This window comes from Mesotoga sp. UBA5847, assembly GCF_002432735.1.
GTDB lineage: Bacteria > Thermotogota > Thermotogae > Petrotogales > Kosmotogaceae > Mesotoga.
In genome coordinates, this window is the sequence record NZ_DJGL01000061.1 from 11765 (window position 1) to 29464 (window position 17700).

The window sequence follows — 17700 nt, forward strand, 5'->3', positions numbered from 1 at the left end:
TAGTTAGCAGAAAAAGTGTCCAGAGTTTTCTGGGTGCAGTTTCCGTCGAAGCTCCCCGCCCCGTGCAGGGTCAGGACACTCTTCCGCGAGCTGCAGACCATGATACCCATGCTCTCGCAGTCCAATACAGCTACCGGTTAGAAGAAAGCAAAATAGGCCACTTCACTGTTTGAATGTTAGAATCTTATGCAAAGCTATCTTCAGCATTTTCCTTCAATGAAAAGATTGTTCGATCTTATCGGAAATCTAATAACTCCTTTCAGCAACATCAAGATAAGAGTCGTCTGCCCATTCTAGAAGGCTGAGAGTAATTCTCGAGTTCTCCTTTCGAGCTTCTACCGAGGTAACCGAGCAATTTCTTATGAAGACTCCTTCTCGCTCGTAGAAGGTGGAGATGTCTAGATTGTCACACATATATGGAAGAGCCATTGAGAGGAGACCGCCATGGCTGACCATTAGAGCCGGCTCTCCAGAACCCTCTTCGAGTGCATACTCAATACCTTTCCAAAGCCTGTCGATTATCTCGCGGTGGCTTTCGCCTCCCGAGATTCTTGTGTCCATTTCCCCGCCGGCCCATTTCTCTTTCAGATCGACGTACAACTCCCTGGCTTGCCCGGCAATTTTCTTTCCTTCGAAGATGCCTACGGAGAACTCTCTGATTTCATCTGCAATAACTGGCGTGAGCCCCCATTTTGAGCAGACAATCTCTGCCGTCTGAACGGCTCTGTGAATGGGTGAGGTGTAAACCTTCCGAATCGCTCTGGAACGCAGAAATGCAGATGCCTTTTCCGCCTGTCTCCTCCCCTGATCAGTCAGAGGATAACCATAGTTCCCATTCGAAAATCGGTTTTCAACATTCGATTGACTTTGTCCATGGCGCAAGAAATAGATCTCTGACATTTGTACCTCCAGGATTAGTACTAGAATTCAAGACGATAGCGAATGATTCGCAAGATGCAGTCCGGCCGAAAACTACTTTGATCTGTGGTTGCCAGTCCCTCGCCGCTGAAGAATCGCGGTTATAAACGAGTTACGACGCCTCACACTATGATGCATGAAGACAGTTTACGGAAGCCATCCTGTTGTGTAACTCACTCGGTAACTTCTGGATAATTTACCCGGCTTGTCTCAGGCTTCAATCAATCTGCAAGATATTTCGTTGTGCCTCTTGATTAGTTCTGAGAGTTCGCCATCGACTATCCTGCCGTTCTGGACGCGGATCTTCCCGTCAATCATTACCAGGTCGCTGTTGTGAGGGTCGCATAGAACGAGAGAAGCCACCGGATCGGATAACCCTCCGGCCATCGAGAGAGTGTCCAGTCTGAAAGCGGCCAAGTCGGCAGACTTTCCCGGCTCGATCGAACCGATGAAGTCGTCCATTCTCAAGACCTTAGCTCCGCCCAGCGTCGCGAATTCCAGAACATCCCTCGGCGAAAGGGCGTCGGCTCCTTTGAGGACTCTTTGAAGCATCAGGGCATTTCGTATCTCAAGAAGCATGTTTCCCGTATCGTTTGATGAGCTTCCGTCAACGGCAAGACTGATCCTGATTCCGGCTTCCTTCATCTCTTTCACACGGGCGATTCCCGATCCAAGTCTCATGTTTGAGGAAGGGCAATGAGCCATGCCGCAGTCATGCTCGGCGAGCCTCTTGATGTCTTCATCGCTCAGCCATACGAGATGGGCGAACCAGCTTCGCTCGTTGAGCCAGCCGACCTTTTCCATGAAATCGACCGGTCTCAATCCCTTTTTCTCGATACAGAAATCGTCTTCGTCCCTGGTTTCGGCGAGATGTGTGTGAAGAAGCACGTCATACTGCCCGGCGAGTTCGGCCGTTCTGACCATCGACTCTTCGGTCACCGAGAAGGGAGAACATGGAGCCAGAGCTATCCGCAGCATCGAGTGTTTTTCTCTATTGTGATACTTCTCTATCAGTCTTACGGAGTCCTCGATTATCTCTCTCTCGCTCTGGACGACCGAGTCGGGAGGTAAGCCTCCGTCTTTTCTGGAGAGAGACATCGAGCCCCTGGTGGGGTGAAATCTCACGCCGGTACTGCGGGCCGCTTCTATTTCGCTGTCGATGAACTCTTTCCTTCCCGTTGGGTGAAGGTAAAGCATGTCGCTTGTCGTTGTCACGCCGGAGGCCATCATCTCGTAAATCGCCACTTTGCTGCTGACATATATCGCTTCGTTGTCGAGATTCTTCCACCTCTCGTACAAAAAGACAAGCCAGTCGAACAGCTTGGCTGAGGCGACTTCCTTTACGCTGCGGAAAAGCGACTGATAAAAATGATGATGAGTGTTGACAAAGCCGGGAGTGATGATCCGTCCGGCCAGGTCGATCTCGACGTCGCCCGGAGGAGGAGTTCCCCTGCCGACATCGACTATTATTCCATCTTCGACGACGACATAAGCGTCTTTCAGCTCATCTCTTCTTTCATTCATTGTCACAAGATAGTCTATGTTCTTGAGTACTGTTTTCAAGTACTGCACCTCCGATTCAAAGAGATTCGTCTTCATTCCTGCCGTTCAGTCTTATGACCTTCTGAGCCATTTCAGAGAAGACGTCATCGTGTGTAACTATTATTGATTGATCGAGTTCGCCAAAGAGCTCTCTGAGAGAATGGGCAAGCAGCTCTTTCCTCTCCTTGTCGAGATTCGATGTCGGCTCGTCGAAGACGGCAAATCTCGCTCCGCTGAGGACCCCCGTCATTGCGGCTCTCAGACAAAGAGAGACCAACACTTGCTCCCCGCCTGAGAGATTCGAGAAACTTCTGACGCTGCCGTCGCCGTATTCGGATGCTTTGACGGAGACTTCGTAGTCTTCGTTCCATCTTATTGACTCTTCGGTCCCGGATATTCGTTGGTAGTCTAGGGTCGCCTTTCGCTCTATCGCATCACGAAATCCGGCGGTTATTCTCTCTCCGGTGAGATTGAGATTGTCTCTAATCATCTCTCCGAGTTTGATTTTTCTGGAAGTTTTTTCGCCGGCTCTCTTCTTGAGCTTCTTGTTTTCTTCCATCTCTGCGAAGTTCTTCAGATCTGCCCGCAGAGAGACTATGTCTCTGCCGATGGATATTGTTTCGTCTCGTTTGAGAGCATAACTTTCTTCGGCCTTTGTCTCATTTCTCTTCAGTTCTTCTAGACGGCCATAATCGAAGCTCTTCTCAAGAGCAATAATCTCTTTTCTGAGGCCGGTCACTCCGGCCGCCTTCTTTCTGCATCTTTCGAGCGAGGCCCGGCAGAGGCCTGAGTACTCCTCGAGATAGCCCGCAAGAGTCACATACTTGTTGAATCTTTCATAATCGTTTTTGTTAAGAACCATCGCTCTGCGAATCTCTTCAATCTCCGCTCTCAATCCGGGAAGCTTTCCAAGTTCCTCCGCAAATTCCTTAACAATGCTTTTCTGAGCATCGATTTCGCTCGACCGGGAAGCGAGTTCTTCCTCCGTCTTCTTCTTCAGTTCGTTGAGGGATCTGATCTTGCTCTTGACTTCTTCCAGACGCGAATCCCTTTCTTCAATCTGATTCTTGAGCGTGGAAATGTGTTTCTTTTGAAGCTCGAGCTCTGTGGAGGCATTTCCAACATCTTTCTCTACACTCTCGCTCATCTCGTCGATCTCTCCGGACTTTCCTGAAATCGTCGAAAGCTGAAGGAGGAAGCTCTTCGCTCTCTCTTCAAGGTCAAGCTTCTCTTTTTCTAGATCAGCCTTTTCCTTAAGTTTCTTATCCGTCTCTTCTATCGCTTTGAGGGCAAGAGCCCTCTCTTCCGCCAGTTTGCCTAGCCTCGACGGGCTCTCCTTCACTTCTGCAATCTTTTTCGAGAGCTCTCTTTCACCGGAGGCAAGCTGGTTTATAAGGCCTTCGATGTATCCTTCATAATCACTTCTATTTTCGATGTTCTTGCATTTCTCATCCAGGAGTGGACAGATGCCAACGGCGAGAGAGCCTCTGTATTCTTCAAGCGCCTTTCTCCGGGAAGCCTTGCTGACGCTGGCCTCGTTCAGCTTTTCAAGGAGAAGGACTTCCTGTTTCGCCCTTTCTATACCGCTGTCGATTTTCGCCAGCCTTTCATTGAGTTCCTCAGAACCCTCCGTTTCTCCAAGGCTCCTTAACAGATCTTCAAGAGCGGCCAGCCGTCGCTCAGGCTTCCTGTATTCTTCGAGGATCACCTTAAACGCCTCTTTTCTCGAAAGACACAGGTTGTGGGCTTCCCGTTTCTTGCCTGCCTCGAGTTCCGCCGCTTCCATCTCTCTTCTTAGCTCTTCTCGTTCCTTCTTCAGTTCCTCGAATTGCTTCTCGCTCTCTTCCAGTCTTTCCTCTGAATTCAAGAGCGCTCCGCTTGACCTGGCAACTTCCGTCTGCAGTTCAGCGATTCTCTTCTCAATGGCCGCCGAACGCTCGCCAAGACCTTCCAGTCTCCTTTTTTCGGCGCTTAGAGCATTTTCTTTCTCCAATAGTCTCTCATAGAGATCGTGGCCGTCCCTGCTTTTGTCAACGATTTCTCTGGCCTCGACCGCCCTCTCTCTTTGCCTCAGATTGCCTTTCAGTGCAGCAGCTTCGTCCCTCAACGACTTCAGCTGCTGCTCAAACTGTCCTCTCTTCGAAGAGAGCTCTCTTCCGATTTCCTCGAGACGCAGTCTCTCTGCTTTGACTTTCTTGAGGGCATCTTCCAAAGACTTCAGTTCCTCTCTTGCCCTGGAGAGATCCTCCGAGAGAGTCTTCATCCTCTCTTCAACTTCTGCCTTTCTCTCCAGCTGCTGCTCCATGAACGCGATCTCTCTCTCAAGAGTTTCGTTCTCACTCCTCAGGTCGGTGAGATAACTGCGCATGAAATCCGTTGAGATCTTCCTGTAAAGGTCGACCTGGAAGACCCTGTTGAAATAGTCCCTTCTCGCAGCAGGACTGCCGAGAAACTGATCGGCGATTCTATTCTGAAAAGCTACTATCACGTTCTCGAATGTCTTCGAGATGTCTCCCTGAAGACCGCAGATAATTCTGATCTTCTCTATCACGTTTTCCTTCCCGCGGGCAATGAGAAGTTCCCCCTGATGCAGCTCGTGACTTGAACCGGTGCCGAAGACTTTCTCGACCCTGTACTCCAGACCGTCGTCGGCCAGAAAAGTCACGGTAATTTTCGATCTTCTCTCGTTCCACTTGATTGCGTCTTCCTGTTTGTCGCGCAGTCCTCCTCCGAAGAGAGCCAGTCCGATAGCTTCGATGATCGATGATTTCCCCGAGCCGTTTCTTCCAAGGATGAGGTTTATTCCCTTCTCGAAGGTTTCGGAATATCTGGAGTGGCTGCGGAAGTTCTCGAGATCTATCGAAGTAATCCTCAAGAGCCACCACCCACTATGGCTTCAAGAAGGGCATCGACGGATTCTTTGAACAGGTCATACCTTCCATCTTCCTGAGACTGCTTCATCTTTTCTATTGCGACCACAAGGTCCTCGCCTCTTGCTCCGAGCTCCTTCCACTCCCTGGAGCCGAGTATGACCTCTCGTTCGATGTCTCTCGCGCTCATCAGTCTGTAGTCGTCGAGAGTGATCTCTCTATCCGTTCTCCTGACTCTAACAAAGGCCTTAAGGGCTCCGGAAGACTCTATCTCCCTCTCCAGACGCACAGGATCTACGTAGAACTCTCCGCTTCCCGTTACCGTTACCAGTACTATGGCTCCTCTATGAATCTCATGTTCGTTGACAAATCCGTCAAGGTCGTCGCCCTCGCCGGGAAAAACGGAGAATTCCTGTCTTTCCCTCCTGCGAGAGTCGTGAAAATCGGCTGTTCCGCTCTCGGTATCGAATACGTAAAATCCCTTACTATCTCTCTCCCAGACGTCCCAGTATTCGAGAGATCCGGGCACGAAGAAGAACGGCTCTTCCAGAGGAAAAGCGAGTTGAGAATGGAGATGTCCGCCTCCGGCATAGATCACCTTTGACCTGAGAATCTTCAAGACTTCGGGTGACACAAGGCCGGGAATGAAGTTGTCGTTCCCGGGCGCGGTGTGGATAAGTATTATATTGTCTTTGCCTTCAAGAAAAGAAGAAGCTTTGAGGATCATCTCCTCTGCCATGAAGCCGGGATAGCCAAGTCCGAACACTTTGAATCCATCGATGCTGATGCACGGAAAGACAATACCCTTCTCTCCCTGAACCGGGCAGAGCAGCTCCAGATACTCTGTCTCATTGAGAAATCTCAGCCAGGACTCATTCGCGCTAAAGCTCTTGTCGTGGTTTCCCTCTATAGCCAGCACCCTGATACCGTTTTCTTTCAGTCTGGAGAGAATACTCTGCGTTCTGGCAAGAGTGTCGGGATTGATGTCTCTCTTGTCAAAGAGATCACCCGTTATGAAGAAGGCATCCGGCTTGTTCTGTACGGCCCAATCAACTACATAGTCAAAGGCTGAAAAATAATCTTCGTATCTTGCAGACGAATAGGGGCTGTTCGGGGAGCCGATCGGTCTTCTCCCAAGGTGAATATCGGAGCAGTGAAGGAATCTCAATTCGATGGACTCACTTTCTGAATTCCAGAGGCGTTGCGGCGCCGGAAGCATCTCTGATGAGTTTCAGGTCACCGGTTCTGACGGCAAAGAGCTCCGTCGTGTTGCACACTGTTCCTGCGAACAGGTGGCCGCCAACTGCGCTTCTCGAAGGTCCGGCTAACGCAACGTGAAGATGCGGGAATGGAAAACCGCCCTTCGACGATACGTTTCCCGATATGTGTATGAGCTCATGAGGAACAGAGATCATCTCCTTTTCGTACTGCTTTTTGGAAACGTTGTACCAGCCGATCTCGAAATCTCTCAACATTCCTATTCCGCTGATCACGACAAGTGAATCCAGGTTGTTCTCCGTAAGTGTATGAACTAGAGTGTGAATGAAATCCTCGCCATCCTCGAAGCGAAAGAATAGTACTCTCTCACCTTTTCCAAAAATCATCTCATCACCACCTGTATTACGATTTTACTACATCTGCCGCACCCCCACATTTGCTAACAGTTACAGTCGGAAGACATCCAGCAAGGGCTTTGATGTGAGATTTTCTTCACCCTGGTCTGATGATAGAATTGAATTGCATTCACTTTCTCCTGGAGGTTTCGTTATGTCTGGTCAACTGTTCTTCTTCTTCGTTCTCATTTTCTGGGTCGGATTTGACATCTATCTTTTCTTCTTTCACAACAGAGAGATCAGTGGAAAACTCCAGGAGAAACGATCGAAGTACATTATGCTTGCTTTCGTTCTATCTGGCATGTTTGGAGCGGTGGCTGTCGACGGCAGCTCAAAGGAAGCGTTCATGATGCCGTTCCGTCCTCATAGATGGGTTGGGGTTGCATCGATGATCTTCGCGGTCGTGGTCCGTTTCCTCGTAGTCAGGCAGCTGGGCTCTTCCTTTGCAATCGATGTGGGGGCCCTTCCCGATCAAGAGCTGAGAACGGATCGACTGTTCAGAGTAATCCGTCATCCTGCCTATGCCGCCGAGATAGCAGGCTTTCTGGGTCTTGCGCTCGTCTTCGATTACCCGCTCAGTTCGATCCTTGCTTTCATACTCCCGACGACAGGCATACTGTACAGAATCGTCGTGGAAGAAAGGAATCTCGAATACATCTTCGGAGATGCTTATAGGGATTACTGCAAGAAGACGTGGCGGCTAATTCCTTACGTGTTTTAATCGATTAGGAGGTGAAGGATTTGAAATCATACAGGAAGGAACTTTTCTTCAACACCGCTACCAGGAGAGAGATAATCAATATCACTCCAGATGTCGAAAGAGCGCTTAAAGAAAGCGGAATCCAGGAAGGACTTCTGCTCGTGAACGCAATGCACATAACTGCAAGTGTGTTCATCAACGACAATGAATCCGGGCTTCATAATGACTTCGAAAAATGGCTGGAAAGGCTTGCGCCCGAGAAACCATACTCGCAGTATGAACACAACGGATTCGAGGACAATGCGGACGCCCACCTGAAGAGAACCGTTATGGGTAGGGAAGTGGTAGTAGCCGTTACTGAGGGAAGACTGGACTTTGGACCATGGGAGCAGATCTTCTACTATGAACTGGACGGTATGAGAAGAAAGCGAGTTCTGATAAAAATAATCGGCAATTAAGATTCGAATTGTAACGGTTTTCAGAGGCTTTGTCAGATATACCGGCCTAAACAGCTCCAGACAACCAGGGAGTCTCTTGTTTGCCTTTGCGACGGTCTTTCTAAGATGTTATGGTAATAATAACACTTATTATGTATGGAGGTGCTATCAATGAGCATTGGAGAAGCATCACTCGGCTCTCCGAAGATTCACGTGACAGACGGGGGCATGATTGATGTTACGCCTTTTGCGAAGAGGGTTGGGATCAAACTGCCGGTAGTTATCACGGAGAATCTCTGGAATGAAATGGTTAAGACCGACGAGAATTCCAGGATGTACGGACAAAAAGAAGAGAAGCGGCTCGACAGCCTGCTTTCCACATTGAGCATGGAACTGCTTAAGGGAAGAGCGAAGGATCTCTCGTTCACTTTCCTGGTCTGCAAAGACCCGAAAACAACCAGTTGCAGGCTTCTGAAAGCCTGCTACAAGGAAAGAGATGACGGTAATCGGTTCATAAGGATTTCTGGTTACAATGAATCTAACTGACTCTGGAACAGGCACGAGCTTTTATTTACAATATCGACTTGTTCTGGAAAGAGTCGTTGAGCTATAATGAGCTAAACGAACGCGAGGTTTGCATATGAACAATAAGACTTACAGAGGAAAAAACAGAAAAGCTATGATGATGTACGGCAACGCCCTTGTTTCTTCGGGTGCTTAGCTGTACCTGAGAAAATAGAAGCAGGGCGTCTCAAAGGAGACGCCCTTTTTTTATATCAGGAGGGATTTGTATGAAGAAGTTTCTAGTGTTACTGGTTCTACTGGGAGTCGTATTTGCGTTCGGTACCACGAAGATCAGGATTGGTGCCACTCCAGTTCCCCACGCCGAGATTCTCGAGGTAATCAAGGCCGACCTAGCCGAGCTGGGCTATGAGCTGGAAATCGTTGTGTTCAATGACTATGTGCTTCCAAACATCGCCCTTTCCACAGGGGAACTCGACGCGAATTACTTCCAGCACGTACCCTATCTGGAGTCCTTCACTTCACAAAGAGGAATAAAAGGGCTGGTCTCAGCAAAGGCCATTCACGTCGAACCAATGGGGTTCTTTCTCAAGAAACCTCTTTCAGAGCTCGCACCAGGTGATAAGATCGCTGTTCCGAACGATCCGACGAATGAAGGACGGGCGCTGATTCTGCTTCACAACAACGGGCTTATTGAGCTGAAGGATCCTTCGAAGCTGGAATCCACAGTTCTGGACATCAAAGAGAACCCAAGGCAGTTGACCTTTGTTGAAATCGAGGCCGGGTTCATTCCAAGGGTCTACACAGACGACAAGACCGTCGCCGGTGCCGTCATTAACACCAATTACGCTCTTACCATCAACCTAAATGCAGTTAAAGACTCGGAGTTCATTGAAGGTGGTGAATCTCCGTACGCAAACATAATCACAATTCGAGAAACTGACAAAGGCGAAGCATGGCTCGAAGCTCTCATCAGTGTGTTGACGTCAGAGAAGGTAAGAGACTTCATAGACGAAAAATACGATGGTGCGGTAGTACCCGTCTTCTGAGGTTTAGTGCTTTGATACTGAGCGTTGACAGACTTAACCTCTCTTTCGAAGACAAATCGGGAAGGAGAAAGATCCTCGATGATGTCAGCTTCTCTATCGAAGAGGGCGAGATTGTCGGAATCGTAGGGTTATCGGGAGCAGGGAAAACCTCTCTGCTCCGTACCCTTAACCTACTCCAGCCGGTGGACAGCGGATCGATCATGTTCGACGGCCAAAACATAGTCGGGCTTAACGAAAGCAAAGTGAGGAGCATTAGAAAGAAGATAGGAGTGGTTTTCCAGAGCTACAACCTGTTTCGCTACAGAACCGTCTACCAGAACATCGCTTTCCCTCTGAAAATTCAGGGAATCGGCAGGGGCGAGATCAGAGAAAGAGTTATGAGTATCGTTTCGGAGCTCGGCCTGGATCACAGGCTGAGCGCCTACCCTTCGCAGCTCTCCGGCGGCGAACAGCAGAGAGCGGCGATCGCCCGCGCTCTCGTAATGGATCCAAAGCTGATTCTTCTTGACGAACCCACTTCCGCACTCGACCCGAGGACTACGGGCAGACTTCTCGATCTCGTAGTGAATCTCAACGAAAGACGCCGCGTCACCTTCGCGGTCGTAACCCACGATATGGATGTCATTAAGAGAACCTGTGACAGAGTCGCGTATTTGCAGAATGGGAAGCTGCACTTCTTCGGACCTACGCACGAATTCTTCGTCAAGATCGAGAACAATGAAGTGAGTGACTTTGGAAGCCCTCTCGAGCTGGAAAGAAGCGTCCTTTCCGGGCAGAAGCGGCTCTTGAGAGTACTCTTCTGGGGGGAGCGTACCCACGAACCTGTTTTGTGGGAGATAGCAAGGGAGTTCGATATAATGATCAACATTCTGTACGGGAAGATCGAAGAACTGAAGAACGGGCCCTTCGGAACAATGATCATCGCGATTGATGGGCAAAGACAGGATCTGTTCATAGAGAAACTTAGGGACTCCGTCTTCTTTCTCGAGGAGGTCCGCTGATGTTCTCGCAAATACTTAAGGCGACGCTCGAAACTCTATACATGCTTCTTCTCTCCGGTTTCCTGGCAACTGTTTTCGGTATTCCGCTAGGCGTAGGTCTTTACCTCTGTTCAAGATCGCGAAGGTTGAAGACCCTCTATGCGTTGCTCGATCTGCTGGTAAATATCTTCAGATCAATACCTTTCATTATTCTCGTGTTGCTTCTGATTCCCGTTACGAAAAACGTAATGGGGACGATAATCGGGCCGAATGCCGCGATCTTCAATCTTACTATTGCAGCTATACCTTTCATGGCGAGGCTTTCGGAGAATTCTTTCAATGCCGTGCCTTCGGGAATTGTCGATTCGTCAAACTCTATGGGATTGAATAAGTGGCAGATGGTCACAAAGGTTTTGATACCGGAAACACTGCCCGATCAGATCGGCAACATAACCGTACTCTTGATCAATCTCGTAACCTACACCGCCATAGCGGGTGCGGTCGGGGCCGGAGGTCTCGGTCAGCTGGCAATCAACTATGGCTACTACCGGTTCCAGTGGGACGTGGTTCTCTACGCTGTGATCGTTCTCGTGGCGATCAGTCAGCTTCTTCAGTTCACTGGAGGAAAACTGGCGAAGGGATTGCGAAAATAACTTTGGAAACAAGGTTTTTCGGAAGCGTCTCGGAATTGAATCATTTTGACTTTCGTCGTCGAAGCCAGAATGTTGTAAACTGGTACCGGGCAAAACAAGTTGATTGGAATACAGGTTTGCCCATAAGGGTGAAGCACTATGAAAAGACTGCCGATCGACATCGATATGTTGGTCAATTTGATGGATATTGACCAGAGAGAGTACGACGCGATTTCGTATCTAGATACGGAGACAGGAAAGATCATCTTCTATCAAGAAGATTGTTTTCCGGATGAACTAGTAAACTGCGAGGTTGAAAGAGAAGAGATAACTGAAGAGCTTCTGAAGTACTCCTGGATGAGAATCGAAGATTTGTACACTTATTATGACTTGTTTTGCGGCGATGAATCGGAAAGATTCGAGGATATACCGTGGATTACTCCAGGGGAAAAATTCGCACTGATCGAAGAGTTCATTTACACAAGAGTAGAAGAAAGCGTCAGGGATGAAGTCTATTACGAGATTTCGGGAAGAGGTGCATTCTCTAAGTTCCGCACATTTCTCGAACATCACGGAGAATACAAGGACGCATGGTTCAAATTCGAAAGTGAGAACTTGACAAGGATTGCTGTTGAGTGGCTCAACTCGATAGGAATCGATCCGATCGATACTTCTGAACAGTGATCTCGGTCTTCTCTTTGAAGTAAATCTCGCGGAGATTCGTCTGTATAAGAAAGACTGCCCGGGCCTTTTCTTTTGTCGGTTCACAGGAGGATCAGAGCGTGAAGAACACTGGAGTGTCGCTGGAAGAAGGTAGTTCAAAGCAGTTGACGTTTAGGAGCCTGGTAATAGGGGCGCTCGGGTCGATAATCATCACTACCAGTTCAATGTACGTCGCCTTGAGAATGGGGGCTCTTCCCTGGCCGACCATTTTTGTTGCAGTTATGTCCCTGGCAATACTCAAGGCCTTGGGCAGGACTAACCTGAACGAGATAAACGTTACGCACACTGCTATGTCCTCCGGAGCAATGGTGGCTGGCGGTCTGGCCTTTACAGTTCCGGGCATCTGGATTCTTGAGGCTTCCTCAGAGGTAAGTTTCCTGTCTCTCCTGGTCGTCACATTGTCAGGCACTATTCTGGGAGTTGTATTCACTGGAATGATTAGACGTTATTTCATTGAGAAGGAGAAGCTGCCTTTTCCCATGGGTTTGGCTTCCTACGAGACAGTTGTTGCCGGTGACAAAGGGGGGAAGAAGGCAAAGTACCTCTTTTCCACCATGGGGGCCGCTGCCGTATTTGTCGCAGTAAGGGACGGGCTGGGATGGATTCCTTCTGCGTGGTCTTCGGTCCGGCTGTATTCAAGAAACATCTTCTTTGGAATGTGGATATCCCCTATGGCCGTTGGCATAGGTTACATAATCGGACCGCTCTTCACAGGAGTGTGGTTCCTTGGAGCTGTTATAAGCTACTTCTTCTTGATCCCCGTTGGAGTTGCGGCCGGATGGTTCGCTGATGTCGGCTCTGCGACGGCTTTCAAAGATAGTCTCGGGATCGGACTGATGGTCGGCACCGGTGTTGGAATTCTGCTCAAGGGAATCTTGCCGCGGGCAAGAGAGATCTACCTTCCCGTAAAGAGCAGCGGGAAGGGATCGCGAATGAAGACGCTTCGCTGGATACCTCTGGTTTTTGCGGCCATCGCTCTCTTCCTCACAACTTTGACGGAAATGACTCTTGTCTCTTCTCTACTTACAATAGTTGGCGTATGGCTTACGACGGCCATGGCCGCCTCGATAACCGGGCAGTCGGGGATCAATCCTATGGAGATATTCGGCATCATCATTCTTATTGCCGTGAAGTCAGTCGCCAGTCTCGGCACAATCGAAGCGTTCTTGGTGGCTGGAGTAGTGGCAGTTGCTTGCGGTCTTGCTGGCGATGTACTGAACGATTTCAAATCCGGTTACCTTTTGAAGACCAACCCCAGGGCTCAGATCGTCGCCGAGACGGTCGGCGGAGTAATTGGCGCAGTAGTCTCGGTAATCGTTCTCTTTATTATGTTCAGAGCCTATGGTACAATGGGCCCGGGAACGGAACTCCCCGCGCCACAAGCGTACGCCGTTTCCACCATGGTCGGTGGTCTCCCAAATACTCCGGCCTTTTTCTTCGGCTTGGTGATTGGGATCATAATCTATCTTATGAAACTACCGGGGATGACGCTTGGAATTGGCATGTACCTCCCTATGGAGATATCTACCGCCGCATTCGTTGGAGGCGTTATTAGCTTAATTGTCGGCAAGATCAAGCCAGAATCGAAGGAGACCGGCATGATAGTGTCGTCGGGACTTCTTGGAGGCGAAGGTATAACGGGAGTAGTTTTGGCAATAATCAGGGTTCTAACAGTTAGCTAATAGAATAGAGGAGTTGTTTTGAAACACATTCACGCAGTGGGCAGAGTCCCTTTCAATCGCGTTCACATTTCTCTCAAATGGTTATTGTTCGGCGCCGTTGTCGGGGTAGCGGCCTTCTTCATCGTCAATCTTTCAATGGAGAGGATCGAGTCACCTCACTTCTCTGCCCAGCTGTCCGCGGCTCGACTAATGGCCTCTTGCATAGCTGAACTTTCAGCTTTCCGGGAGTCATTAGGCATAGTAATCGACCCATCCGTCGACCCTAATTTGACAGGGCTTATTGGACCGGAATTCACGGAGTTGACAACTACTCTAGGAAATCTGCAGGCGAAGAGAACCTCGACCAATCCGGACTTCGCGGCTCTCCTGGTGAAGTACTTCAAAGAACTCGATCTCAAGAGAGGCGATCCCGTTGCTATAGGAGCGAGCGGCTCTTTCCCCTCGCTTCTTCTAGCCACTCTCTGCGCCTGCGAAGTTCTGGAACTTGAACCCCTTGTGATCTATTCGATTGGCGCTTCAGAGCACGGCGCCACACATCCGGAGTTTACCTTTGTTACGATGCAGGAAAGACTTGTAGAGGTAGGGCTGCTTAAAGACAGCCTGATCGCAGTCTCTCTGGGCGGTAATTACGATACGGCAAGTGGAATGTTTTTCCCGAAAGCTCGTGAACTGATGACGGAGATTGCTTTATCCAGCGGAAAGACCTTTATATATGAAGAGTCTCTTCAAGCAAGCATTGAAAAGAGACTTGAGCTCTATCTTGAGAAGTCGGCCGGACTGCCTTCTGTCTTCGTCAATATCGGGGGAGCAAGCACAAACTTCGGCAACAGCCATCTAGCTCTCAGCCTGGATAACGGTGTTTTGACTTCGTTCTCTTCGATCCCTAAAGGAGATGAAAGGGGACTGATTTTCGAGTTTGCGGAGCTCGGTGTGCCCGTGATTCATCTGCTGAACATCAGAGATCTCGCAATGGAGAATGGCATTCCGATCGATCCCGTTCCTCTTCCGGAACCGGGAACCAGCGGAGTGTATTTTGTCGATAGTTATTCGTTGCTTCTGACTTTGACCTTTCTATTCCTTATGATCCTCTGCGTTGTCGCGGGAAGGGTGATTAAGAAATGACAAACTGGCTGCTGGCTCTGGTCGCATTGTCTATCCTTCTGCTCTTTCTCGTCATTGAGAATATTCTCTCGAGAAAGAGAAGAAAACGGTTGAAAATCGCAGTCCAAGTGAACGGAACCAGAGGTAAGAGCGAGACAGTAAGACTAATTCACGCGGCCCTCAAAGCAAACGGCTTTTCGGTACTTGGAAAGACGACGGGGACTGTTCCTCTATGGATAACCCCCGACGGGAGACACGTCGAAGTGGTTCGTCGCGGCCCTGCAAACATACAGGAGCAATTCCTCGCCTTGAAGAAGTCGGAGAGGGAAGGCTGCAATGCTTTGGTTGTAGAATGTATGGCTATTAAGCCCGAGATGCAGCTTTCAAGCATGAGAATAGTCGAAGCAGACATTACCGTCATCACGAACGCTTATCCGGATCATATCGAAGAGATTGGAGCCGACGAAATTGAGACGGCCAAAGTGCTTTCTCTATCTATTGCTCCAGGCGGAATTTGCGTTTTGGGAAACGTTTCGTCCGAAGCAATGGAATCTGTAAAAGACCACTGTTCTAGAATGAATACTAGATTGGTTACCGTCATCCCGAAAGTAGAGGACGCGGCCGGATTCAAATTCGAGCCAAATGAGGAAAACCTTTCTATCGCACTGAAGGTTGTAGAACTACTTGGTCTGGACAGAGAAAAGGCGCTTGAGGGAATGAGAGAGGCGCTGCCCGACGTGGGGACATTCAGGTATCTGCATCTCGGCGACGGGATAAATGATACCGTCCTGGCAAATGCGTTCGCGGCCAATGACATTCGGTCCACTTCTCTGCTTCTGAAAAAGGCAAGACAGGATTTTCCCGGGAGACCACTCGTCGGATTCTTCAACTCCAGAGACGACAGGCCGGACAGGGCTCTCGTCTTCGAAGCGATGATTAGAGACTTCGACAGGATAATTGTCAGAGGACCTGTTCCTCAACGAATACTGAAGAACAAGAACGTGGAAAAGCTGAAAGACCCGAGCCGGCTCGATTCGCTTCTTGAAGGGCACGAGCTCGTTTTCGGATTCGGAAATATACGCGGCCTTGTACAGTGGCTGAGCGGGTTGGAGGAGATTCGATGAGTCCTGCATTGTTCTCAATCGGAATCGTCATAAGTACGGTGTTCTGGTGGGTGACAGGGTTGTCGGCCGGAGGGCTTGTCACGCCGGTCTACCTGTTCATCTTCATTGAACAGCCTTTGAGGCTGCTGTATACATGGGGTGTCGGTCTGGTCACATTCCTGATTCTAAATCTTCTCCAGAGGTATCTAATTCTCTACGGAAGAAAGAGGCTCGCAATAGGAATTCTTCTCGGAGTCGTGGTCAAGCTTTCCCTAGACACCTTTCTTATGCCTAATCTCCCGGTAGAGCTGTTCTCAACCGTGATTGGAACCATCGTTCCAGGGCTGATCGCAAATGACTTTTATAGGCAAGGAGTAGTGAAGACCTCTCTTTCGCTTATCTTCGTCACAACGGTTGTCTGGTTGACAAACATACTGATAAAATCGATCATGGTTGTCTAGGAGTTACAGCTAGCCGAATAGCACGAGTCTTAAAACAAGATAAAGGTTGGAAATGCCGAGAGATATTATTGCCGAAGGGAACCCGATCTTCATGAAGTCGAGGAAACTGTGCCTGTTTCCATACTCCTTGTTTACCATCTCAAAACACATCACATTCGCAAGATGACCGGTCACAGTTCCGTTTCCCCCGAGGTTTGCCCCAAGAGCAAGAGCAATCCAGAGATCGTACTGAAGAGGGTAGTGAACGGATAGCTGCGCCACGATAGGAATGAAGATCGTAACAACCGGAATGGCTCCGGTAACCATCGCTATCATTCCGCTTACCCAGAGGATAAGCATAGAGAGAACGGCAGGGTTGCTCGAAAGATTCAAAGCCAGTGCGGAAAGCTCTCCAGTTATTCCCGTGCTTTCAAGAGAGTGTGCAAGCGAGAAAAGTCCAATGAAGAAGAGAATCGCGTTCCAGTCCACTTCGGAAGCAACCGATTCGAAATCCTTTCCCGTATAGAGAAGCAAGAATGACGCTCCCAGCACTGCGAACAGCGACATCTCTATGTCAACGATACTGTGCATGATAAATCCGATGACCACAACCACCAGTGTTCCGAGGCTGACATACATCAATCTCTTATTGGTTATGACTCCATCGAGCCTTAATCCCTGAATCTCTTCCTTTTTTCCAGATATTGACGAGAGACCCTTCAGAATCTTGAATCTGGAGATCAACATCAGGGTAACATAAGTCAATAAGAGCGGAGCTAGCACAAGACCGCTGAAAGTCATAAAAGGAATCTTGGAGGCGTTACCAATAATGATGTTTGGAGGATCTCCTACCAGAGTCATACAACCACCGATGTTTGAAGCTAGAATCATCACCGCCGTGAACCCGAAGGGGTTGAATCCCGCAGTATCTGCAACGAAGAAGATTATCGGCATGAACATTATCATTGTAGTGACATTGTCCAGAACCATAGAGAAGAGAGCGATTAGCGCCGAAAAGAGCCCCGACAGCAGAAGGATGTTTCCCTTCGTTGCTCTGAGAGTACGGACCGCCACATATTGAAAGAACCCGGTAGATTTGAGCACGCCGACTATCACCATCATTCCTATGAGAAGGAATATGGCGTTGAAGTCGACAAACTCAGATATTGTCTCTATTCTCATTGTCTCGGAGACTTTGAGCACCACCAGCAACATACCTGCCGTAAAGGCAATCAGCACTCTCCGTCTTTTCGAAAGGACAATCAGAGTGAAAGTCAATATGAAATAGATTACAATGAATATTCTGTCCACAAGTCTCATTCTATCCCAAAATGCTTAACAAATGAAGAGGGCGATATGCATCACGAATAATCTACTTGAAAAGGGTA

Annotated in this window: 17 protein-coding genes; 11 read left to right on the plus strand and 6 right to left on the minus strand. The window is 49.0% G+C overall.

Translation table 11 applies throughout. The features are described 5' to 3' along the window. Window positions 1-246 precede the first annotated feature (246 nt). The 5 genes from B3K91_RS06295 to B3K91_RS06315 all read right to left on the minus strand — a co-directional run bounded on the left by B3K91_RS06295 (window position 247) and on the right by B3K91_RS06315 (window position 6934). Complete coding sequence (locus B3K91_RS06295; RefSeq protein ID WP_292594371.1) at window positions 247-900, minus strand: histidine phosphatase family protein; 654 nt, start codon at window positions 898-900, stop codon at window positions 247-249. A gap of 228 nt (window positions 901-1128) precedes the next feature. After that, window positions 1129-2481 (minus strand): 8-oxoguanine deaminase, encoded by a 1353-nt coding sequence (locus B3K91_RS06300; RefSeq protein ID WP_292594375.1) that lies wholly within the window; start codon window positions 2479-2481, stop codon window positions 1129-1131. A 16-nt stretch (window positions 2482-2497) separates the two neighbouring features. Next, the gene (locus B3K91_RS06305; protein ID WP_292594378.1) at window positions 2498-5335 is read right to left on the minus strand and encodes an AAA family ATPase; all 2838 of its coding nucleotides are present in this window, start codon (window positions 5333-5335) and stop codon (window positions 2498-2500) included. Continuing rightward, on the minus strand, window positions 5332-6498 hold the full coding sequence (locus tag B3K91_RS06310; protein WP_292594381.1) for a metallophosphoesterase family protein: 1167 nt from the start codon (window positions 6496-6498) through the stop codon (window positions 5332-5334). The genes B3K91_RS06305 and B3K91_RS06310 overlap by 4 nt, the downstream gene beginning before the upstream one ends. A 10-nt stretch (window positions 6499-6508) precedes the next feature. Further along, window positions 6509-6934: a PPC domain-containing DNA-binding protein gene (locus B3K91_RS06315; RefSeq protein ID WP_103135156.1), complete on the minus strand. Its 426-nt coding sequence runs from the start codon at window positions 6932-6934 to the stop codon at window positions 6509-6511. A gap of 163 nt (window positions 6935-7097) precedes the next feature. Between B3K91_RS06315 and B3K91_RS06320 the strand changes: the two genes are divergently transcribed. The 11 genes from B3K91_RS06320 to B3K91_RS06370 all read left to right on the plus strand — a co-directional run bounded on the left by B3K91_RS06320 (window position 7098) and on the right by B3K91_RS06370 (window position 16333). Continuing rightward, window positions 7098-7664: a methyltransferase family protein gene (locus tag B3K91_RS06320; protein ID WP_292594384.1), complete on the plus strand. Its 567-nt coding sequence runs from the start codon at window positions 7098-7100 to the stop codon at window positions 7662-7664. Between the two features lie 20 nt (window positions 7665-7684). Beyond that, entirely contained in the window at window positions 7685-8101 is a 417-nt protein-coding gene (locus tag B3K91_RS06325; protein ID WP_099829669.1) for a secondary thiamine-phosphate synthase enzyme YjbQ, read from the plus strand. A gap of 150 nt (window positions 8102-8251) precedes the next feature. Further along, complete coding sequence (locus tag B3K91_RS06330) at window positions 8252-8626, plus strand: hypothetical protein (protein WP_292594386.1); 375 nt, start codon at window positions 8252-8254, stop codon at window positions 8624-8626. 245 nt (window positions 8627-8871) lie between these two features. Further along, window positions 8872-9651 (plus strand): MetQ/NlpA family ABC transporter substrate-binding protein, encoded by a 780-nt coding sequence (locus tag B3K91_RS06335; protein WP_292594389.1) that lies wholly within the window; start codon window positions 8872-8874, stop codon window positions 9649-9651. An 11-nt stretch (window positions 9652-9662) separates the two neighbouring features. Continuing rightward, complete coding sequence (locus B3K91_RS06340) at window positions 9663-10652, plus strand: methionine ABC transporter ATP-binding protein (protein ID WP_103135152.1); 990 nt, start codon at window positions 9663-9665, stop codon at window positions 10650-10652. Next, window positions 10652-11284, plus strand: coding sequence for a methionine ABC transporter permease (locus B3K91_RS06345; RefSeq protein ID WP_292594393.1), 633 nt, complete (start codon window positions 10652-10654; stop codon window positions 11282-11284). Before B3K91_RS06340 ends, B3K91_RS06345 begins: the two co-directional genes overlap by 1 nt. 138 nt (window positions 11285-11422) lie before the next feature. Further along, window positions 11423-11947, plus strand: coding sequence for a UPF0158 family protein (locus B3K91_RS06350; protein ID WP_292593089.1), 525 nt, complete (start codon window positions 11423-11425; stop codon window positions 11945-11947). Between the two features lie 98 nt (window positions 11948-12045). Continuing rightward, entirely contained in the window at window positions 12046-13668 is a 1623-nt protein-coding gene (locus tag B3K91_RS06355; protein WP_214078822.1) for an OPT/YSL family transporter, read from the plus strand. Window positions 13669-13686: 18 nt separating this feature from the next. Then, window positions 13687-14790, plus strand: a complete 1104-nt coding sequence (pgsW, locus tag B3K91_RS06360) for a poly-gamma-glutamate system protein (RefSeq protein ID WP_292593083.1) — start codon at window positions 13687-13689, stop codon at window positions 14788-14790. After that, window positions 14787-15893 (plus strand): poly-gamma-glutamate synthase PgsB, encoded by a 1107-nt coding sequence (pgsB, locus tag B3K91_RS06365; protein WP_292594397.1) that lies wholly within the window; start codon window positions 14787-14789, stop codon window positions 15891-15893. Before pgsW ends, pgsB begins: the two co-directional genes overlap by 4 nt. Further along, entirely contained in the window at window positions 15890-16333 is a 444-nt protein-coding gene (locus B3K91_RS06370; RefSeq protein ID WP_292594400.1) for a poly-gamma-glutamate biosynthesis protein PgsC/CapC, read from the plus strand. Before pgsB ends, B3K91_RS06370 begins: the two co-directional genes overlap by 4 nt. Window positions 16334-16342: 9 nt before the next feature. Here the strand turns inward: B3K91_RS06370 and B3K91_RS06375 are convergent, their stop codons facing one another. Further along, entirely contained in the window at window positions 16343-17632 is a 1290-nt protein-coding gene (locus tag B3K91_RS06375) for an SLC13 family permease (protein ID WP_292594402.1), read from the minus strand. Between the last annotated feature and the right edge of the window lie 68 nt (window positions 17633-17700).